Annotated in this window: 15 protein-coding genes; 12 read left to right on the plus strand and 3 right to left on the minus strand. The window is 61.1% G+C overall.

Going from position 1 to position 20,086, the window contains the following annotated elements:
- The first annotated feature begins 10 nt into the window (after window positions 1-10).
- The 9 genes from VSQ83_RS14565 (at window position 11) to VSQ83_RS14605 (ending at window position 12,650) form a co-directional block, all read left to right on the plus strand.
- The gene (locus VSQ83_RS14565; protein ID WP_219261220.1) at window positions 11-961 is read left to right on the plus strand and encodes a DUF58 domain-containing protein; all 951 of its coding nucleotides are present in this window, start codon (window positions 11-13) and stop codon (window positions 959-961) included.
- Window positions 958-1,446 (plus strand): DUF4381 domain-containing protein, encoded by a 489-nt coding sequence (locus tag VSQ83_RS14570; RefSeq protein ID WP_326427093.1) that lies wholly within the window; start codon window positions 958-960, stop codon window positions 1,444-1,446. The genes VSQ83_RS14565 and VSQ83_RS14570 overlap by 4 nt, the downstream gene beginning before the upstream one ends.
- Window positions 1,433-2,425: a vWA domain-containing protein gene (locus tag VSQ83_RS14575; protein ID WP_326427094.1), complete on the plus strand. Its 993-nt coding sequence runs from the start codon at window positions 1,433-1,435 to the stop codon at window positions 2,423-2,425. Before VSQ83_RS14570 ends, VSQ83_RS14575 begins: the two co-directional genes overlap by 14 nt.
- A gap of 1 nt (window position 2,426) precedes the next feature.
- Window positions 2,427-4,004, plus strand: coding sequence for a VWA domain-containing protein (locus tag VSQ83_RS14580; protein ID WP_326427095.1), 1,578 nt, complete (start codon window positions 2,427-2,429; stop codon window positions 4,002-4,004).
- Window positions 4,001-5,053 (plus strand): hypothetical protein, encoded by a 1,053-nt coding sequence (locus VSQ83_RS14585; RefSeq protein WP_326427096.1) that lies wholly within the window; start codon window positions 4,001-4,003, stop codon window positions 5,051-5,053. The genes VSQ83_RS14580 and VSQ83_RS14585 overlap by 4 nt, the downstream gene beginning before the upstream one ends.
- Window positions 5,050-6,075 carry an HAD family hydrolase gene (locus VSQ83_RS14590; RefSeq protein WP_326427097.1) on the plus strand — a complete coding sequence of 342 codons (1,026 nt, stop codon included), beginning with the start codon at window positions 5,050-5,052 and terminating at the stop codon, window positions 6,073-6,075. The genes VSQ83_RS14585 and VSQ83_RS14590 overlap by 4 nt, the downstream gene beginning before the upstream one ends.
- Before the next feature lie 51 nt (window positions 6,076-6,126).
- Window positions 6,127-7,713 (plus strand): arylsulfatase, encoded by a 1,587-nt coding sequence (locus VSQ83_RS14595; RefSeq protein WP_326427098.1) that lies wholly within the window; start codon window positions 6,127-6,129, stop codon window positions 7,711-7,713.
- An 86-nt stretch (window positions 7,714-7,799) separates the two neighbouring features.
- Entirely contained in the window at window positions 7,800-10,280 is a 2,481-nt protein-coding gene (locus tag VSQ83_RS14600; RefSeq protein WP_326427099.1) for a fused MFS/spermidine synthase, read from the plus strand.
- A gap of 24 nt (window positions 10,281-10,304) precedes the next feature.
- Window positions 10,305-12,650 (plus strand): tetratricopeptide repeat protein, encoded by a 2,346-nt coding sequence (locus tag VSQ83_RS14605; protein ID WP_219261212.1) that lies wholly within the window; start codon window positions 10,305-10,307, stop codon window positions 12,648-12,650.
- A gap of 156 nt (window positions 12,651-12,806) precedes the next feature.
- Here the strand turns inward: VSQ83_RS14605 and VSQ83_RS14610 are convergent, their stop codons facing one another.
- Both VSQ83_RS14610 and VSQ83_RS14615 read right to left on the minus strand, forming a co-directional pair.
- Window positions 12,807-13,439, minus strand: a complete 633-nt coding sequence (locus tag VSQ83_RS14610; protein WP_326427100.1) for a hypothetical protein — start codon at window positions 13,437-13,439, stop codon at window positions 12,807-12,809.
- A gap of 488 nt (window positions 13,440-13,927) precedes the next feature.
- Window positions 13,928-14,638, minus strand: coding sequence for a FadR/GntR family transcriptional regulator (locus VSQ83_RS14615; protein ID WP_219261210.1), 711 nt, complete (start codon window positions 14,636-14,638; stop codon window positions 13,928-13,930).
- Between the two features lie 330 nt (window positions 14,639-14,968).
- Between VSQ83_RS14615 and VSQ83_RS14620 the strand changes: the two genes are divergently transcribed.
- From VSQ83_RS14620 to VSQ83_RS14630, 3 genes are read left to right on the plus strand one after another with little or no spacing between them, the layout of a single operon-like run.
- A complete protein-coding gene (locus tag VSQ83_RS14620) occupies window positions 14,969-16,309 on the plus strand; it encodes an MFS transporter (RefSeq protein ID WP_133077589.1) in 1,341 nt (446 codons plus the stop codon).
- Window positions 16,310-16,322: 13 nt separating this feature from the next.
- Complete coding sequence (gudD, locus tag VSQ83_RS14625; protein ID WP_133077588.1) at window positions 16,323-17,672, plus strand: glucarate dehydratase; 1,350 nt, start codon at window positions 16,323-16,325, stop codon at window positions 17,670-17,672.
- Between the two features lie 42 nt (window positions 17,673-17,714).
- Window positions 17,715-19,298 (plus strand): aldehyde dehydrogenase (NADP(+)), encoded by a 1,584-nt coding sequence (locus VSQ83_RS14630; protein ID WP_326427101.1) that lies wholly within the window; start codon window positions 17,715-17,717, stop codon window positions 19,296-19,298.
- 334 nt (window positions 19,299-19,632) lie between these two features.
- Here the strand turns inward: VSQ83_RS14630 and VSQ83_RS14635 are convergent, their stop codons facing one another.
- Window positions 19,633-20,043 (minus strand): SRPBCC family protein, encoded by a 411-nt coding sequence (locus VSQ83_RS14635; protein WP_326397737.1) that lies wholly within the window; start codon window positions 20,041-20,043, stop codon window positions 19,633-19,635.
- Between the last annotated feature and the right edge of the window lie 43 nt (window positions 20,044-20,086).

Consider the following 20,086-nt stretch of genomic DNA (forward strand, 5'->3'; position numbering starts at 1 on the left):
GAACTGGCCGATGCATGCTCCACAGCAGACCCCCGATGGGCGGGTGTACGTGTCTCTGGCGCAATTGATGGCGCTGGAGTTCAAGGCGCGGGCGTTGAGTTTTGTCGCGCGCCAGCCTCAGGGCAGCATCCTCTCGGGCAACCACGCGTCGCGCTTGCGCGGCCGTGGTCTGAATTTTGACGAGTTGCGCCGCTATCAGCCCGGTGACGACCTGCGCCACCTCGACTGGCGGGCCTCGTTGCGCACCGGCAAACCGGTGGTGCGCACATTTACCGAAGAGCGCGACCGCCCGGCATTAATCGTGGTCGATCAGCGCATGTCGATGTTTTTTGGTTCAAGCCGCAGTTTCAAATCCGCCACCGCCGCCGAGCTGGGCGCACTGGCAGCGTGGATGGTGTTCAACGCCGGCGACCGGGTCGGCGCCCTGGTGTTCAACGACCAGCGCATCGACAGCATCGCCCCGCTGCGCAGCCGCAAGCGGGTCGAAGCGCTGTGCAGCAAGATCGTGGGGCAAAACCATGAACTCAATGCCACGCAACCCGACTGCGAAGAGGCCACCCAGCTGGACAAGGTCCTGAAGCACTGCCTCGCCGTAGCCGGGCACGACCACCTGATTTGCCTGATCAGCGATTTCGCCGGGGCCGGAGCGCACACCCTGCAGTTGATGCGCCAACTGGCTGTCCACAACGATGTCATCGCGATGCAGGTCTACGATCCCTTGGCGCTCAACCTGCCAAAAGCCGGGCGCCTGCTGGTTACCCAAGGCCAGTTACAGGTTGAGTTGGCGGTACAGCACGCGTACGTGCGCCAGCCCCTGGGCGACTTCTTCAGCGGGCGCTTCAAGGACATCGCCAGCCTGCTGCGCCGCAGCCAGGTGCCGCTGATGATGTTCAGCACCGCGCTGGATGCCCACAGCCAATTGCGTACCGAGCTGGGCAAACTGGGTGGGGGGCGTCGATGACCACCCCTATCCCCAGCATTGACCAACTGCAAACCCTGGCCCTGCCTGCGCCCGTCAGCTACATGCCGCAGACTTGGGGCTGGTGGGCCTTGCTCGGGGTTGTGCTGACCGGCCTGGCGGCCTGGGGCGTACGCGCCGTCTGGCAGTGGCGACGCAACCGCTACCGGCGCGAGGCCTTGCAACGCCTGGCGCAACTGCGCGCGGCCAACGACCCGTTGGGCACCTTGCGCGAGCTGCCCACGCTGCTTAAACGGGTGGCCCTGTCCATGCCCGGCCCGCAGGTCGCAGGCCCGTTGCAGGGTGACGCCTGGCAGGATTTTTTGCGCAGCCACAGCCCCCGGCCCGTGCCCGAGGATTTCAGTCAGCAACTGGCGTTTCTGGCCTACGCCCCGGATGAACAACTGCTCGCCCTGCCCGACACACAACGCCAGCAGTTGGTCGAGACCTGCACTCGCTGGGTGGAGCAACACCATGTGGCAGTTTGATTACCCCTGGCTGCTGCTGTTGCTGCCCTTGCCGTGGTTCGGCTACCGCTGGTTGCCCGCCTATCGCGAAGCCCGCAGTGCCGTGCGCGTACCGTTTTTCAACGCCATGAGCCGCGCCGTCGACCAGACACCCCAGGTGTCAGGCGCGCAGAACAACCGCTGGCAATTGCTGCTCAACCTGCTGGTGTGGGCATTACTGGTGGTGGCCGTGGCCAGGCCGGTCTGGATCGAAAAACCCATCGAACGCCAGCAACCGGTGCGCGACCTGATGCTCGCCATCGACATCTCGCAGTCCATGGAAACCACGGATTTCACTGATGCCAGCGGGCAGAAAATCAACCGTCTGGAGGCAGTCAAGCAGGTGGTCCAGGACTTTATCCAGCGGCGCAAGGACGACCGCATCGGCCTGATCGTGTTTGGCAGCGGTGCCTACCCGCAAGCACCGCTGACCCTCGACCACGTCAGCCTGTCGCTGCTGCTGGACGACACCGCAATCGGCATGGCCGGGCCCAACACCGCCATAGGCGACGCCATTGGCTTGAGCCTCAAACTGCTCGACCAGGCCCATGAACCGGAAAAAGTGCTGATTCTGCTCACCGATGGCAACGACACCAGCAGCGCCATTCCCGTGAGCCGTGCAGCCTCGATGGCAGCGGCCAAAGGCGTGGTGATCCACACCATAGGGATTGGCGACCCGAGTGCCGAAGGCGAGGCCAAGGTCAACCTGACCGCACTGCAAGGCATCGCCAAAAGCACCGGTGGCCAGTACTTTCGCGCCGAAGATCGCGACAGCCTGAATCAGGTGTACGCCACCCTCGACAGCATCACCCCCCATCAGGTGAAAACGTTCAGCCACCAGCCAAAGCGTGATCTGTTCTGGCTGCCGGTGGCGGGCGCCATCAGCCTGTTGGCGCTGTATCACCTGTTTGCGCTACTGGCCTCTCGCTTCAACCAGCGCTCAGCACGGCAGGAGGCTTGAGATGGAAATCAACCTCGGCGACTTCCACTTTCTGCGCCCGGCCTGGCTGCTGCTGGCGGTTTTCGGCGCCCTGCTGCCGGTCGTGTGGCGACGCAGCCATGACCAGCAACGACGCCTGCGGGCGATCATTGCCCCGCACCTGTTGCCGCACCTGTTGATCACCCCCCGGGACCCGCACCGCCTGCGCCCTGTGCACTTGACCGGCGCCTTGCTGATCATCGGCGCCATGGCTGCGGCAGGCCCCACCTGGGAGCAGGACCGCCCGGCGTTCCTGCAAAACCGCGCCCCGTTGATCATCGCCCTCGACCTGTCACCGTCGATGGATGCCAGCGATGTGCAGCCCACCCGGTTGCAAGCGGCCAAACACAAACTCCATGACCTGATTGCCCGACGCAGCGGTGCCCGCACGGCCCTGATTGCCTATGCGGGCAGCGCCCATCTGGTATTACCCGCCACCGACGATCCGCAACTGCTCGACAGTTTTATCCAGGCCCTGGGCACGGATCTGATCGCACGACCCGGCAAGAACGTGGCAGCCGTGATCGAACAGGCCAGGCGCCTGTTGCAGGCTGAAAACGCCCCCGGCACCTTGTTGTTGATCACCGACGGTGCCGACACGGCACAGCTGGACAGCCTCAAACCCCTGCTGCAGGGCAGCGCCTTGCAAGTGCTGGTACTGGCGGCAGGCAGCACCCATGGCGGAATAATCCGCGATGCCAGCGGCCAGCCGCGCACGGACAGCAATGGCCGCCCGCAACTGGGCTCTTTCGACGGTGCCGCCCTCAAGCAATTGGCCACAGCGACCGACGCGCCACTGGGCAGTCTGACCCTCAACGATGATGACCTGGACTGGATCGAAGGCCACGCCCGTCAGCACTTTCAGGCCGCCAGCGATGAGCAGCGCGAACTGCAGTGGAAAGACGCGGGCTACTGGCTCTGCGGGCCACTGCTGTTGATAGCGTTTTTTTCCGTGCGTCGCGGCTGGAGCCTGAACTGGAACGCCGTGCTGGTGATCGGCGTGGGCATGGCCCTGCAGCCGGCACCGGCGCAAGCCAATGCCTTGACCGATGCGTTCTTCACCCGTGACCAGCAAGGACGCTGGGCCTTTGAACATCAGCACTATCCGGTGGCCGCCGACCTCTTCGTCGACCCCTGCTGGAAAGGCATCGCCGCCTATAACGCTGCCGACTTCGATCTGGCACTGGCCAGCTTCGCGCAGCTGAACACCCCCCAGGCGTACTTCTATCTGGGCAACATTTACGTGCGTCGCTTCAAGTTCGATCAGGCAATTGCTGCCTACCGCCAGGCGTTGATCCTGCAACCACAGTTCCCCGAAGCCAGTGCCAACCTGGCCCTGGCAATTGCACTGCAAAAAGACACTGACAGTGCCGAACAGAACACCCCCGAGGTCAAACCCGACGCCATCAAATTCGACAAGCAACCGGGCAAGGGTCAGAGCAAGCTGCTGCAAACCCGACAGGCTGCCAGCGATGAGCAATGGCTGGAAAACCTGACCACCTCCCCGGCCAATTTCTTGCGCCAAAAATTCAGCCTGCAAGACCAGAAGGTGGCGCCATGAAGCGCTATGCGTTGACGCTCATGCTGTTTACCGGTCTGGTGCTGGCCGATGAGCCTCAACTGCTGGTGCAAACCCGCCTGGTGCCGGGCGATACCGTCATGGTCGGCGAAGCGTTGCAGTTACAGGTCGATGTCCTGACCAACACCTGGTTCACCAGCGGTGCAACGCTGGCGCAATTGAGCCTTCCCGGCGCCGATATCACACAGCCCGATGGCGAAGCCGAACACCTCTCGCAAACCGTTCAAGGGCAGCCGTTCAGCGGCCTGCGCTACACCTACCGAATCACCCCGACGCTGGCCCAGAACTTCACTGTTGCGCCGCTGACCGTCCGCGCCACACCCGCCCAGGCCAGCCATGAGCTGTCGGGGCAAACCCCGGCACTGACTTTTCGCGCCAACCTGCCCGCGGGCTTCAGCCCCGGCGAACCGATACTGGTGGCCAGCGCCCTGCGCTTGAGTCAGACCTTCACTGCCCACAGCGGTCCGTTCAAGGTGGGTGACAGCCTCACCCGCACCCTGACGCTGCAGGCTGACGACACCCAGGGCCTGTCGCTGCCCGCCCCCAGCCTGATCGGCGTGGCAGGGCTCAGTGCCTACCCGCAAACCCCGCAGGTGAGCAATCGGGATGACGGTCGTGGCCGCTTCATCGGCGGACAACGCATCGATGCCGTGAGTTATCGGATTGAGCGCGAGGGCGACTTCAACCTGCCGGCGATCAGCGTCAAATGGTGGGACAGCGTCAAACGCACGGTGCACACCAGCCAGGTCCCGGCAATCACCTTCAAGGCCACCGCCAACAGTAGCTACACCCCGGTGTTTTCCGTCGTTGAAGACCTCAGGCAACTGGGGCAACCGACCCGGCTGTACCTGCCCGGATCCGTGCTGGCTGCGGGTTCGGTCCTGCTGCTGGCGGCCCTCGTCTATCTGAACCGGCGCAGGATGCAACAGGGCATCACCACGGCACGACACTGGCTACGCTCCCGCCCCCCGCGCAAAACCTGGGGCTTGCGGCCCCTTAACCCCGTTCATGAAAAGGACTTCCCGAAATGAACACATCCACACCTGCCTCCTCAGTGGCTACACGGACGGTAGCGGCGCTGTTGTTTGCCCTGCCCCTGTTCGCCCTGGCCGCCGATCCATTGCCGTCCTGGAACGAAGGCCCCACCAAAACAGGCATCCTGGAGTTCGTGCAGACGGTCACCACACCCGACAGCAAGGGGTTTGTAGCACCCGAAGCGCGCATCGCCGTATTCGACAACGATGGCACCTTGTGGAGCGAGCAGCCGGGCTATTTTGAAGCGCTGTACGCTTTCGACGAAATCAGGCGCATGGCCGACCAGCACCCGGAGTGGAAAGACCGGCAACCGTTCAAGGCAGTCATCGAAAACGACCACAAGGCCCTGGCCGAAGCAGGCATGGAGGGCCTGCTGGCAATTTTCATGGCCACCCACGCCGGGCTCACCACCGATGAGTTTCGCGACAACGTCCAGCGCTGGCTGAGCACTGCCCGCCACCCCACCAGCGGCAAGCCCTACACCGAGATGGTCTACCAGCCGATGCTGGAAGTACTTGCTTACCTGCGCAGCCAGGGCTTCAAACCCTACATCGTGTCCGGCGGTGACACCGGCTTTATGCGTGTGTTCGCCGAAGAGGTGTACGGCATCCCGCCTGAGCAGGTGATCGGCTCCTCATTCGTCACGCAGTACCAGGTCAAGGACGGCAAACCGTCCATTTTGCGCACCGCCAAAATCGCCCACAACGATGACGGCCCCGGCAAGCCGGTCAGCATCGACAGCGTGATTGGCCGTCGGCCGATCCTGGCGTTCGGCAACTCCGACGGCGACCTGCAAATGCTCCAGTGGACCGCTGCAGGCACAGGCCCGCGCTTTATGGGCCTGGTGCACCACACCGACGCCAAGCGCGAATGGGCTTATGACAGGGACTCAAAAATCGGCCGCCTGGACAAGGCGCTCGATCAGGCAAAACAGCAGAACTGGACTATCGTCGATATGGCGTCGCAATGGCGGCACATCTATCCATTCGAGTCCGGCGTGAACGAGCAACAGCCATAAGAAAAACAGCCGTCTGCAGTGCACTAACCCAGTCAACAAGGAGCAAGTTGCATGACTCGAATAGCCAAGTGGTTACCTCCGCTAGCCTTGGTGGCGGCTTCAGTGATGGCGCTGTCTGCCACCGCTGTTGGCGCTGAGAAGCCCAACATTCTGGTGATTTTTGGCGATGACATTGGCCAGTCCAATATCAGTGCCTATTCCATGGGTGTGGTGGGCTACAAGACCCCCAACATCGACCGGATTGCCAAAGAAGGCATGATGTTCACCGACTATTACGCGGAGAACAGCTGCACCGCCGGACGATCATCATTTATCACCGGCCAGACTCCGTTGCGAACCGGCCTGTCCAAGGTCGGCATACCGGGGGCGCCGGTGGGCCTGCAAAAACGCGATATCACCATCGCCCAAGCACTCAAGTCCCAGGGCTACGCCACTGCACAGTTCGGTAAAAACCACTTGGGCGACCGCGACGAATACTTGCCGACCAATCATGGTTTTGACGAGTTTTTCGGCAACCTGTACCACCTCAATGCCGAGGAAGAACCCGAGCGCCCATACTGGCCCAAAGATGATCCTGCCTTCGTCAAGGCCACCTCGCCACGGGGTGTGATCCACAGTTTCGCCGACGGCAAGATTGAAGACACCGGCGCCCTGACCGCCAAGCGCATGGAAACCATCGACGACGAAACCACCGCGGCGGCGCAAGCGTTCATCGAAAAGCAGGCCAAGGCCGACAAGCCTTTTTTTGTGTGGATGAACACCACCCGCATGCACGTCTTTACCCACGTGCGCGACTCGATGAAGGGCCAGAGTGGTATGCCCGGCAACGAGTACGCCGATGGCATGCTTGAGCATGACGGCGACGTCGGCAAACTGCTGAAAACCCTCGACGATCTCAAGCTCGCCGACAACACCATCGTGGTCTACACCACCGACAACGGGCCGAACCAGTTCTCCTGGCCCGACGCGGCTACCACGCCGTTCCGTAACGAGAAGAACTCCAACTGGGAAGGTGCATTCCGCGTCCCGGCGATCGTGCGCTGGCCGGGCAAGATCAAGGCCGGTGAAGTGAGCAACGAAATGTTCTCGGGACTGGACTGGTTCCCGACCCTGCTGGCAGTGGCGGGCGATGCCGATGTCAAAGACAAGTTGCTCAAGGGCTGGGCCCCGGTGGCAGGCGGCACCGACTTCAAGGTGCACCTGGACGGTTTCAACCAGCTGCCGTACCTGACCGGCCAGCAACCCAAGGGCAATCGCAACGAGTTCTACTACTTCAACGATGACGGCATGCTGGTCTCGATGCGTTTCGACAACTGGAAAGTAGTGTTCTGCGAACAGCGCGAACCGGGCGGTTTCAAGGTCTGGAGCGAGCCTTTCGTGTGCCTGCGGGTGCCGAAAATCTTCAACCTGCGCATGGACCCGTTCGAACGGGCTGACGTGGTCTCCGATCAGTATTACGACTGGAACACCAAAAACGTCTACTTGAACGAAGTGGCAATCATGAAGGCTGCCAACTTCCTCGAAACCTTCGTCGATTACCCGCCTAGCCAGAAGCCGCCCAGCTTCAGTATCGATCAGGTACGCGCAGCGGTAGACGCCAAGATTGCGGAAAAAATGAAACATCAGCCAGCACAGTAAACCTGCCTCTGTGGGAGCGGGCTTGCCCGCTCCCGCACGGGATCACGACTCATCCCCGAACTCCTTCCGCACAAGGCCCCCGCGCAATGCCGTCACCCTCCCCGACCCGCCGCACGACGCCGTTAATGCCTGCCTTGCTGCTCTTTATCTCTGGAACTGCAGCCCTGATTTACCAGGTGCTGTGGATCAAGCAACTGTCCCTGGTGATCGGTGTCGAGGTGTACGCGATCACCACCGGCATCAGTGCCTTCTTCGCAGGCCTGGCCCTGGGTGGGCTGCTGTTCGGGCGCTTTGCCGACCGGCTGGCCAAACCTTTGCTGCTCTATGCAGGGCTTGAGGTGGGCGTGGCGCTACTGGGGATTGCAACCACCCTGGGGCTGAGCCTTGCAGCAGCCCCCTTCGCCTGGCTTGAGCAAAAAGTCGGCCTGCTGGCCTGGCTGCTGCCCCTGTTGCTGGTAGGCCTGCCCGCATTGCTGATGGGCGGCACCCTGCCGGTACTGGTCCGCGCACTGGCGGCTGAGCCCCGGCATCTGGGCCAGGCCGGTGGCCGCCTGTACGCCGCCAATACCGCCGGGGCAATTGTCGGCACGCTGCTTACCGCCTTTGTGCTGATAGCCACCCTGGGCGTGCGGGGCAGTGCCTGTGCCGCTGCCTTGCTAAACGTGACAGCCGCCATTGGCGCATTGATCGTACAGCGTCGTTATCCGGCTCCCCTTGCCACCACCCCGTCGACGCAACCGTCACCGGCCCGGTTGGCGATGGTGCTGTACGCGATTGCAGGCGGTGTGGCGCTGGGCTACGAAGTGGTCTGGTCGCAATCGATCGTGCAATTCATGAGTACTCGCACCTACGCCTTTGCCGTGGTGCTGGCGACCTATCTGACCGGCTTGTTTGTCGGCAGCTGCCTGATGGCGCGCCGGGTCGATCGCCTGCGCGATCCCTGGGGCATTTTTGCCTTGCTGATCGCCGGGGCCGGGCTGGTCGCCCTGCTGGAAGTCGCCCTGCTCGGGCGCTGGCTGATCCTGCTGCAAACCCGGGTCGAAACCCTGGTGCTGGAGTTGGGCTTCACTGCGCTGGTGGGCATGAGCGCCCGTTTTGCGGTGGCGGCGCTGAGCATCGTGTTTGTCCCCACAGTGCTATTGGGCGCAGCCTTCCCGGTGGCGTTACGCCTGTGTGTGGGCCCGGACCGGGTCGGGCGAGATGTCGGCGCGGTCGTCGCCTTCAATACCCTGGGCGGGATTGTCGGCGTTGCACTCTGCGGCTTTGTGCTGATCCCTTTGCTGGGGCTGGTGCGTACGCTGGGCCTGCTGGCACTCATCGCTGCAGCGGTTGGGTTTATCGCGGTACGCCAGGGTCACGGGGTCAAAAAAGGTCATCGCCAAGGGGTCATTACGCTAAGCATGGCAGCGCTGCTGGTGGCCTGGCTGACCCCGGTCGACCGCATCGCCGATCTGTTGCCGGGAGCACGCAACGGCGCGCTGGCGTTTTATGAAGAAGGCCGTGGCGGCACCGTCGCCGTGGTGACTCAAGGTAAAGGCGAACGCCTCTTCCACCGCCTGTATATCCAGGGCGTATCCAACACCGGCGATGCCATGCCGTCCCTGCGCTACATGCGCATCCAGGCCCTGCTGCCATTACTGATCCACAACGGCGAGCCACGCTCGGCGCTGGTGATCGGTTTCGGCACAGGGATTACCGCCGGTGCCCTGCTGAGTTATCCGGCACTGGAACACCGGGTGGTGGCCGAGTTGCTGCCTTCGGTGGTCAACGCCTCTACGTTGTTCAAGGGCAACTTCGGTGCTGCTGCCAGCCCCGGCCTGCAGGTGCGTTTGCGCGACGGGCGCCAGGAACTCCTGCGCAGCAACCAGCGTTACGACCTGATCACCCTGGAGCCGCCACCACCGTCCGCTGCGGGGGTGGTCAACCTGTATTCCCGGGACTTCTATCAACTGGCCGCACAGCGCCTGGAACCTCAGGGGATCGTCGCGCAATGGCTGCCGCTGCCGACCCAGAACATAGAGGACTCGCGCTCGCTGGTGCGCAGTTTTCTTGACGTGTTCCCGTACGCGACGCTCTGGAGCAGCGAGTTTCACGAAATGCTGCTGGTCGGCTCCCTGCAGCCGATTGAACTGGACGCCGCACGCATCAACGCCCGCTTCGAGCAGCCAGGGGTGCGCAGCGCCCTGCAGGATGTGGGCGTCGCTTCGGCGGCGGCCCTGCTGGCGACCTGGGTGACAGATCGTCAGGGGCTGGAACGTTTTGCTGCAGATGCGCCTGCCGTCACGGACGATCAACCACGCATCGAGTACGCTCCCTGGGTACGCTCCAAGGAAATCAGCCGGGTACTCCCGGCGTTGCTCGATCTGCGTCGCCCCGCACTTTTGCTCAACGCCGAGCCCGGATTTGTCGCGCGCATGAATGACCATCAGCAACGTCTGATGCAGTTTTACCGCTCAAGCCTGCATGCCTACGATGGCGACCGCGAGGCATGGGCCAGGGACATCCGCGAAGTGATGCGCGGTGATGGCGCCAACCCCTATTACCGCTGGTTTGTCGGTGAACGCTAAAGCCATTTGGATACGGAAGTCGCAATGCCCAAAACTAAAACTATAAAAGCTGCAAACCAACCTGATTCGCGCCCTACCTTGATGAGCCGTTACCTGTTACCCGTCAGCGCGGTCCTGTTGCTGTTGGTGCTGGGCGGGCTGTGGTTTTATCTCAACCGCCCGGCCCCGGTCGTGACGCCGGTGCTTGAGCCCAAGGCGGTGGCCACGGCCCCCGTAGTCAGGCACATGCCCCCTGCGCAGATGGTCGACGAACAACAGTGCCAGGGCTGTCACAGCGCCCAGGCCAAGGACTGGCAAGGTTCCCATCACCAGTTGGCCATGCAGGGAGCCGACCCGCAGACCGTGCTGGCCGATTTCAACAATGCCACGTTCAAGGGCGAAGGCGAAAACACCCGGTTCTTTCGCAAGGGCGATGAGTTCTGGGTCAATACGCCGGGACCTGAAGGCAAGGCTGGCGACTTCAAGGTCGCCTACACCTTCGGCATTGCGCCGTTGCAGCAATATCTGATCGAAGTCAGCGACGGCAGGTTGCAAGCCCTGGGCGTGGCCTGGGATACCGAGAAAAACCGCTGGTTTCACCTTTATCCGGGCCAGGGGGTGGACTTCAAGAATCCATTGCACTGGAGCAAGCCCAGCCAGAACGCCAATTTTATGTGTGTGGAGTGCCACACCACCGGCTACAAGCGCAATTTTGACGCCGCGACCAACCGCTTCAACAGCCAGTGGAACAGCCTCGGCGTCGGTTGCCAGGCCTGCCACGGTCCGGCCTCCAATCACCTGCTGGCAGTGACTGACAACACCGGACTGCCCCACAGCGGGTTTGACGTCGACCTTAAAAACAAGGACGCCACCAGCGAGATCGAAACCTGCGCCCGCTGCCACGCCCGACGTGCCCCGCTGGGGGATGGTTTTACCGTGGGCAAACGCCTGATGGACGACTATCTGCCCAGCGTGTTGAACCGCGAACTGTATGCACTGGACGGCAAGATCAAGGATGAAGTGTTTGAACACGGCTCCTTCGCGCAAAGCAAAATGTTCGACAAGGGTGTGCGTTGCAGCAATTGCCACAACCCTCACAGCACTCAATTGAAAGCGCCGGGCAATGGCGTGTGCCTGCAATGTCACAACAGCGCAGGCAAGGCAGCGGTTGCCGGGATTGACGACAAGGGACTGCAAGCCAAGCGCTACGACTCGATCGAACACCATCGCCATACCGAAGGCCAGCCGGGCTCGCAGTGCGTGGATTGCCATATGCCCGGCAAGCTCTACATGGGCAACGATTTCAGGCATGACCACAGCTTCAGCATCCCCAACCCGGTACGGGCCAAAACCCTCGGCACCCCGGACGCCTGCCTGACCTGCCATCAGGGCAAAGTGCAAGACACGGTGACTGAACAATTCAAGCTCTGGACTGCCCATGAAGGGCCACAGGCCGCCCGTTACGACGAAAGTTTAGGATTGATTCGCGGCGGCAAGCCCGGTGCGGCACAAGCGTTGTACGAGCAATTGCGGCGCGGCAACCTGCCGGCCATTCAACGGGCAACCCTGTTGACAGAACTGGCTAACTACCCCAGTGAGTCCGCCTTGAAACTGGCCACCAGGGACTTGAACAACCCGGCACCTCAAGTGCGTGAAAGTGCAGTGCGGGCGGTCAGCGCCTTTTTGCCTGCAACCGAACGCGTCACCTTGCTCGGCCCGCTATTGAGTGACAGCGTGCGGGCGGTGCGCATCATCGCCGCCCGTAACGTACAAGGGGCGGCGCGTAACGGCCTGGGGGCATATCAAGGGGCCTGGGACAACGCCATCGCTGAATACGAAACGGTGCAATTGAGCCTGGCCGAACGGGCCGAGTCCAACCTCAACCTGGCCATGCTGTATCAGGCCAGTGGTCGCAATGCCGAGGTTGAACCCAAACTGCGCGCCGCGCTGCTGCGTGACCCTGACTTTTTCCCTGCGGTGGTCACGCTGGCCCAGTGGCTGGAAGCCAGTGGCCGCAGTGCCGAGGCGATGGCCTTGCTCAGCGACACGATCAAGACACACCCGCAAACAGCACTGCTGCAACACAGCCAGGGGCTGGCGTTGATTCGGGCGGGCCAGCCCAAGCAAGCCATGTCAGCCTTGCAGCAGGCCGTGACACTGGAACCTGACAACGCCCAATACCGTTATGTGCTGGCAGTGGCGTTGCACCAGAACGGTCAGGTCGGGCCGGCGTGTGAGCACATGGAAGAACTGCTCAAACGCCAACCGGCATTTCGCGATGCGCGGCTGGCGTTGATCCAGTTTTACCTCGACAGCGGCCAGGAGCCCAAGGCACAGGCGGTGCTGCAGGCATGGAAAAAGATCAACCCTGAGGACGTGGCGTTGAAATGAGTCGTCGTAAACTCAGGCGTTAAACCTGGCTATGTTCCTCAGCGGCTACAGTGCGCCAATCCTGTAGATACTCTGTTGCCAGCCGACCTGTTCAGAGAAATGTGCTTCGCTAAAGAGGTCGGCCTGAAGGTCGCCTCGGCGGGCAGTTGATCTTGTTTATGCACTGTTTTTTTGATCGGCCTGCCCTTCTTGGCGTCCGCTGCAAGGAGTCAGGTCCAGTTTTAGCGCCAACATACAAGATGGTTGTGACATGTTGAATGTGTTGGGTTGGCGATTGCAGCCTGCATAGAAAAACACCCCAGTGCAGGGTTTTACGACGGCTGCGTCTACAGGATTCGTCGTCCATCCCTCTACGTAGCAGTTGACGAGTAGAACGAGGCTACGTTCGATCGCGCAGCGGTCGCAAAACAGGTACACGCGCAGTGCCTGATTAACTGTGCAAGCTGATTTCACGACTGCTGCATCGCAGTGGCGCACCAAGCCGAACGCAGCCTCGCACGGCTCGTCAGCGACTACAGGACTCGCCAACAACTCCGTGTTGTAGCCGCTGACGAGTAGAACGAGGCTGCGATCGAGCGCGCAGCGGTCGCAAAACAGGTACACGCGCAGTACCTGATTAACCGTGCAAGCCGATTCCACGAGTGCTACGTCGCAGTGGCGCACCAAGCCGAACGCAGCCTCGCACGGCTCGTCAGCGACTACAGAATTCGCCAACAACTCGGTGTTGTAGCCGCTGACGAGTAGAACGAGGCTGCGTTCGAGCGCGCAGCAGTCGCAAAACAGGTACACGTGCAGTACCTGATTAACCGTGCAAGCCGATTCCACGAGTGCTACGTCGCAGTGGCTCACCAAACCCAACGCAGCCTCGCACGGCTCGTCAGCGACTACAGATCGTAAATGCAACCCACCAACCAGGTCGGCCGCCTCGGCGTGCACTGCTTTTGATCTGCCCGCCCCTTCGGGAGGCCGAGAGGAGGTTCTGCGCAGTGGGTCGACCGGCATGGATGCCGGGAGAACCGTGTTGGGCCATGGAGCGGGACCGGAGCGAAGGCCGTACGCAGGGGCGAAAGCGCTTTGGTTACTTTGCCGCTTTTGCAAAGTGACTCGCTGTAAGAGCGAAACCATCATTTCAGTTAACCGCGGATGCCGGATATGTACCCCGTGTGCCAGTTGTTTTGCGAAGCGCCCTTACGGCCGCCTAGCCCAGGCTCGGTGGTTCCCTCACTCCGGCACTGTCATGGGGGCACGCCGCGACGGCTACAGCATGTATGCATGATTCACCTCCCCGCCATCCGCTCCAGGCTGTTGCTCAAGTGCAGCAGCATGGCGGCGCGGGCGGCGTCGGGGTCCTGTCGGCGAATGGCACGCAAGATCGCCTCATGCTCCAGCACCGCCATTTGACCCAGTTTCATCAAATCGGTGTCGCCACGCTCCTCGGCGTCAATCCGTGTGCGGGGGATCACGGAACGCCCGAGCTGGGAAATGATGTCGGTGAAATAGGTATTGCCCGTGGCCTGGGCGATCAGGTTGTGAAATCGCTGATCGGGTTCGACGCTGCTGTCGTTATTGGCCAGTGAACTCTGGTAGTCATCCAGCGCCTGACGCATTTGCAGCAGTTGGCCCTCTGTTCGGCGCACGGCCGCCAACGCTGCAGCTTGTGTCTCCAGCCCCATGCGCAACTCGATGATGCCGCGCACGCTGTGCGCAGTATCGCGCTTGAGGTGAATGCCCTGGCGCTGATCGCGCTCCAGCACGAAGGTGCCGATCCCGTGCCGGGTTTCAACCAGTCCCGAAGCCTGCAATTTCGAGATCGCCTCGCGCACGACGGTGCGGCTGACACCATGCTCACGCACGATGATGGATTCGGAAGGCAGCTTCTCTCCGGGAGCCAGTTGGCCCAGCAGGATTCGCTGAGTGAGCTCGGCCACGATGTCGTGGGCCAGGCCAGGGGAACGCTTGCGGGTCGATGCGCCTTGCGGGTCTTGCATGGGAAACCCCCTTCAGAGATGGCAGCCTGATATTAGCAGGCTCACACACCTCAACATGTATGACAACCTATCTTTTGATCGGTAAATACCGCCACACAAAACCTAGCGTTTGCTTCGGTTCGCCTCAAAAAACCTCCAGCAAACAGCTCTAAAAGCGCTCTAAACAGGGAAAAAACCTGTTAAATGCATTTAAAACCTGTTTTTTATAACTTATCGGTTTGTTACGAGGCATTGCGATGACAAAAGTCAACTCGTATGATGTCCGTCAACCGAAGGCGCATCCTCCGGCACATATCACCCGCATAACAATAATCAGTGGGGCTTCGACTTGTGAACACTTCCAGCAATCCGTCTGCTGCGCACGCCAACGACCCCGTACTGGCGCGCGCGATCCAAAAGGTGAAGAGGCATGTGCTGCCGCTCTTCGTCATCATGTTTATCGTTAACTACATTGACCGCGTAAACATCGGCTTTGTGCGCACCCACATGGAGCACGACCTGGGTATTGGCGCAGCCGCCTATGGCTTCGGTGCCGGTCTGTTCTTCATCGGCTACGCGCTGTTTGAAGTGCCGTCCAACATGCTGCTGCAAAAAGTCGGCGCCCGTATCTGGCTGACCCGGATCATGTTCACCTGGGGCATCACCGCAACCCTGATGGCCTTTATCCAGAACGAAACCCACTTTTATATCCTGCGCTTTCTGCTCGGCGTGGCCGAAGCGGGATTCTTTCCAGGAGTGATTTACTACTTCACCCGCTGGCTGCCTGGCGCCGAGCGTGGCAAGGCGATTGCCATCTTCCTCAGCGGTTCGGCACTGGCGTCCCTGATCTCGGGCCCGTTGTCCGGCCTGCTATTGCAAATCACCGGCATGGGCCTGCATGGCTGGCAGTGGATGTACATCATCGAAGGCATGGCCTCGGTGTTTTTGTGCGGCTTTGTCTGGTACTGGCTGGACTCAAAGCCCCATGACGCCAAATGGCTCAGCCGTGAGGAACAAGATGCCCTGGTGAACGAGATTGACCGCGAGCAGCGCGAGCGGGATGCCGTCAACATCGTCAAACCGAGCATGCTCAAGCTGCTCAAGGACCGCCAGATCATGCTGTTCTGCGCGATCTATTTCTGCATCCAGCTGACCATTTACGCCGCGACCTTCTGGCTGCCCAGCATCATCAAGAAAATGGGTGACTTGAGCGACATGCAGGTGGGCTTTTTCAACTCGATCCCGTGGCTGATTTCCATTATTGCCATGTATGCGTTTGCGTCACTGGCCAGCCGCTTCAAATACCAGCAGGCCTGGATTGCGACGGCCCTGCTGATTGCTGCCCTGGGCATGTTCCTGTCGACCACCGGCGGCCCGATATTTGCGTTTATTGCCATCTGCTTCGCCGCCATCGGTTTCAAATCGGCATCGGCGCTGTTCTGGCCCATCCCCCAGGGTTATCTGGATGCACGCATCGCGGCAGCCGTGATCGCACTGATCAACTCCATCGGCAACCTCGGCGGATTCGTTGCGCCCACCACTTTCGGTTTCCTGGAGCAAACCACCGGTTCGATCCAGGGCGGGCTCTATGGCCTGGCCGGTACATCGATCATTGCGGCAATCATCGTGTTCTTTGCCAAGACCAAACCCACCCCCGCTGCTGCGACCCCCGCCGCCCTGCAACCTGCCTGACAAGGAACAGACAATGAACGCCGAACATCAACACCACGCCACAAAAGCCCCGATCGTCACCAGCCTGCAGGTTATCCCGGTGGCCGGTCATGACAGCATGCTGCTCAACCTCAGCGGCGCCCACGGCCCTTTCTTTACTCGCAATATCGTTATCCTCAAGGACAGCAGCGGCAATGTCGGCGTTGGCGAAGTGCCTGGCGGTGAACGCATCCGCGAGACCCTGGAAGACGCACGCAATCTGGTCGTGGGCCAGCCCATCGGCAACTACCAGAGCATTCTCAACGCCATGCGTACCACCTTCGCCGCCCGTGACTCGGCGGGTCGTGGCCTGCAGACTTTTGACCTGCGCATCACCATCCACGCCGTCACGGCAATGGAGGCAGCCCTGCTCGACTTGCTCGGTCAGTTCCTGGAAGTGCCAGTGGCAGCCCTGCTCGGCGAAGGCCAGCAACGGGATGCGGTAAAGATGCTCGGCTACCTGTTTTACATTGGCGATCGCCAGCAGACCGATCTGGCCTACCGCGATGAAGCCGAGGCTGATGACTGGTTCCGTCTGCGCCATGAAAAAGCCCTGACCCCGCAAGCCATCGTCCGCCTGGCAGAAGCGGCTCAGGCCAAATATGGCTTTAACGACTTCAAGCTTAAAGGCGGCGTGCTGCGCGGTGCCGAAGAGATCGAAGCGGTCACCGCACTGGCCGAACGCTTCCCCACTGCCCGCATCACCCTGGACCCCAATGGCGCCTGGTCACTCAAGGAGGCCGTGGCCCTGTGCCGCGATCAACACCGCGTACTGGCCTATGCCGAAGACCCCTGCGGTGCCGAAAACGGTTACTCGGGACGCGAGGTGATGGCCGAGTTCCGTCGCGCTACCGGGTTGCCCACCGCCACCAACATGATTGCCACGGACTGGCGCGAGATGGGTCACGCCATTCAATCCCAGGCCGTGGATATTCCCCTGGCCGACCCGCACTTCTGGACCATGCAAGGTTCGGTACGCGTCGCGCAAATGTGCCACGAGTGGGGCCTGACCTGGGGCTCGCACTCCAACAACCACTTTGATATTTCCCTGGCCATGTTCACCCAGGTCGCAGCCGCCGCACCGGGAGAAATCACCGCCATTGATACTCACTGGATCTGGCAGGATGGTCAGCGCCTGACCCGCGAGCCGCTGAAAATTGTCGACGGTCACATCAAGGTTCCGGCCAGACCCGGCCTGGGCGTGGACATCGACATGGACGCCGTGGCCAAGGCCCACGAACTGTACAAAGGCATGGGCCTTGGCGCACGGGATGATAGCGTCGCCATGCAGTACATTGTTCCGGGCTGGAAATACGACAACAAAAAACCCTGTCTTGTGCGCTGAGCACCCCACAGCGCATTTATCACTCTAGCGAGGATCGAAACGATGTCGACCGTAACTGGCCACAACTTTATCGGCGGCAGCCGCAGCGCTGCCGGAACCGTCACGGTACAAAGCCTGGATGCCAGCACCGGAGAAGCACTGCCAGTGCTCTTTTATCAGGCCACGCCAGAAGAAGTGGACCGTGCCGCCAACGCCGCCGCCGAGGCCTTTGTACCGTTTCGCCAACTGTCTCCTGAACGCCGCGCCGAATTCCTGGACGCCATTGCTGACGAAATAGATCAGCTGGGCGACGACTTTGTCGCCCTGGTGTGCAGGGAAACCGCCCTGCCCGCAGGACGCATTCAAGGTGAGCGCGGCCGTACCAGCGGGCAAATGCGCCTGTTCGCAACCGTGCTGCGCCGTGGCGACTTTTTAGGCGCACGAATCGATCTGGCCCTGCCGGATCGCAAACCGCTGCCACGGGTGGATCTGCGTCAGTACCGGATCGGCGTCGGGCCTGTGGCCGTCTTCGGTGCCAGCAACTTTCCACTGGCCTTTTCCACTGCCGGTGGCGACACCGCGGCCGCCTTTGCAGCGGGCTGCCCGGTGGTTTTCAAGGCACACAGCGGGCACATGGCAACCGCCGACCAGGTGGGCTGCGCAATTATTCGTGCGGCTGAAAAGACCGGCATGCCCAAGGGTGTGTTCAACATGATCTTCGGCGCCGGAGTCGGCGAACAGCTGGTCAAGCACCCGGCCATTCAGGCCGTGGGCTTTACCGGGTCGCTGCACGGCGGCAACGCACTGAGCAAAATGGCCGCCGAACGCGAGCAACCCATCCCGGTATTCGCCGAGATGTCGAGCATCAACCCGGTGATCCTGCTGCCTCAGGCCCTGGCCTCACGCAGCGAGGCTGTCGCCAAAGACCTGTCGGCATCGGTCACTCAGGGCGGCGGACAGTTCTGCACCAATCCCGGCCTGGTGATCGGCCTGCGTAGCGCCCAGTTCTCTGCCTTTGTCGAGCAACTGACCCGGCACATGGCCGAACAGGCGCCGCACACCCTGCTCAACGCAGGCGGGCTGCGCAACTACGCCAAGGGCGTGGAGCATCTGCTCAGCCATCCGGGCATCACCCACCTGGCCGGCCACACCCAGTCGGGATCGCAAGCGCAACCACAATTGTTCAAGGCCGATGTCAGCCTGCTGCTGGACAAGGATCCGCTGTTGCAGGAGGAGGTGTTTGGTCCCACGACCATCCTTATCGAAGTCGACAGCGATGCGCAGTTAAAAGCGGCCCTGCTGGCCTTGCGCGGCCAATTGACCGCCACCCTGATCGGCGAACAGGATGACCTTGCGCAGTATCAGTGGCTGGTGCCGATCCTTGAGCAAAAGGTCGGGCGGATTCTGGTCAATGGCTACCCTACCGGCGTCGAAGTGTGCGACGCGATGGTTCACGGCGGCCCATACCCGGCGACTTCCGACTCACGCGGTACGTCGGTTGGCTCATTGGCGATTGACCGTTTCCTGCGTCCGGTCTGCTACCAGAACTATCCCGACGCCCAACTGCCCGAAGCGTTGCAAAACAGCAACCCGTTGGGTTTGAAGCGTCTGGTGAACGGCGAGTGGAGTTCCCTGGCGATCAAATAGGGCTCGGTATTGGCCTGGAGGCGCCAGCATATGGCGCCTTTTTTATGCCTGCAAATTGGATCCAATATCAAATTTCAGACAAAAAAAAGCCCAAGTAGCTGATGGAAACTTGGGGCTTAAAAATGCATAAACCGTGGTAGGTGAACGCAGGGCGATCTTACCCTATCGTAACAATCAGTAACAAGTGATTCTGCACAATTTATTTCAAACCAATACTGACCTAAGTCATTAAATAGCCACGTTTTTTATTTGTTTTTTGGATCCAGTCTTATTCAAAATTGCTATCACCGCGCTATTTATGGGTATTTTTTACCCATATCTCGCAGCCCTGTGCTCAACCTGGAAAATTGCTTCGCAGCGCCGTCAGCCCGCCCTGATAGATGCCTGAAAACAGCTCTTGGGCCTCGTCATCGCTTACCCCGCTCGGGGTAAACCGCCCCGACCAGGTCACCCGGGCACCTGCGCCGTGGGCTTCCACACGCAGAGTGGCCAGGTAATCCGTCACCGGGAACGGCGCCTGAGTAATGGAGTAGCTGTAGGCCTTGCTCCCGTTGTCGAAGCTTTCAAGCCGTTCGACAATCACCGTACCGTCCTCGGTACGCAGAGTACGCAAGCGCCCGCCTTCACTCAGTTCGCTTTTTACAACAAACGACAACCAGTCCGGCAGCGAGCCAAAGCCGCCGATCAATTGCCAGACCTGATCGGCTGGAGCGGGAATATCGATAGTTGCGGATGCGGTTGCCATGTGGGGATTCTCCATCAGTCAGTGATTTGTCGTCGGCACTTGG

The organism is Pseudomonas sp. DSV-1, from assembly GCF_035830915.1.
Lineage (GTDB): Bacteria > Pseudomonadota > Gammaproteobacteria > Pseudomonadales > Pseudomonadaceae > Aquipseudomonas.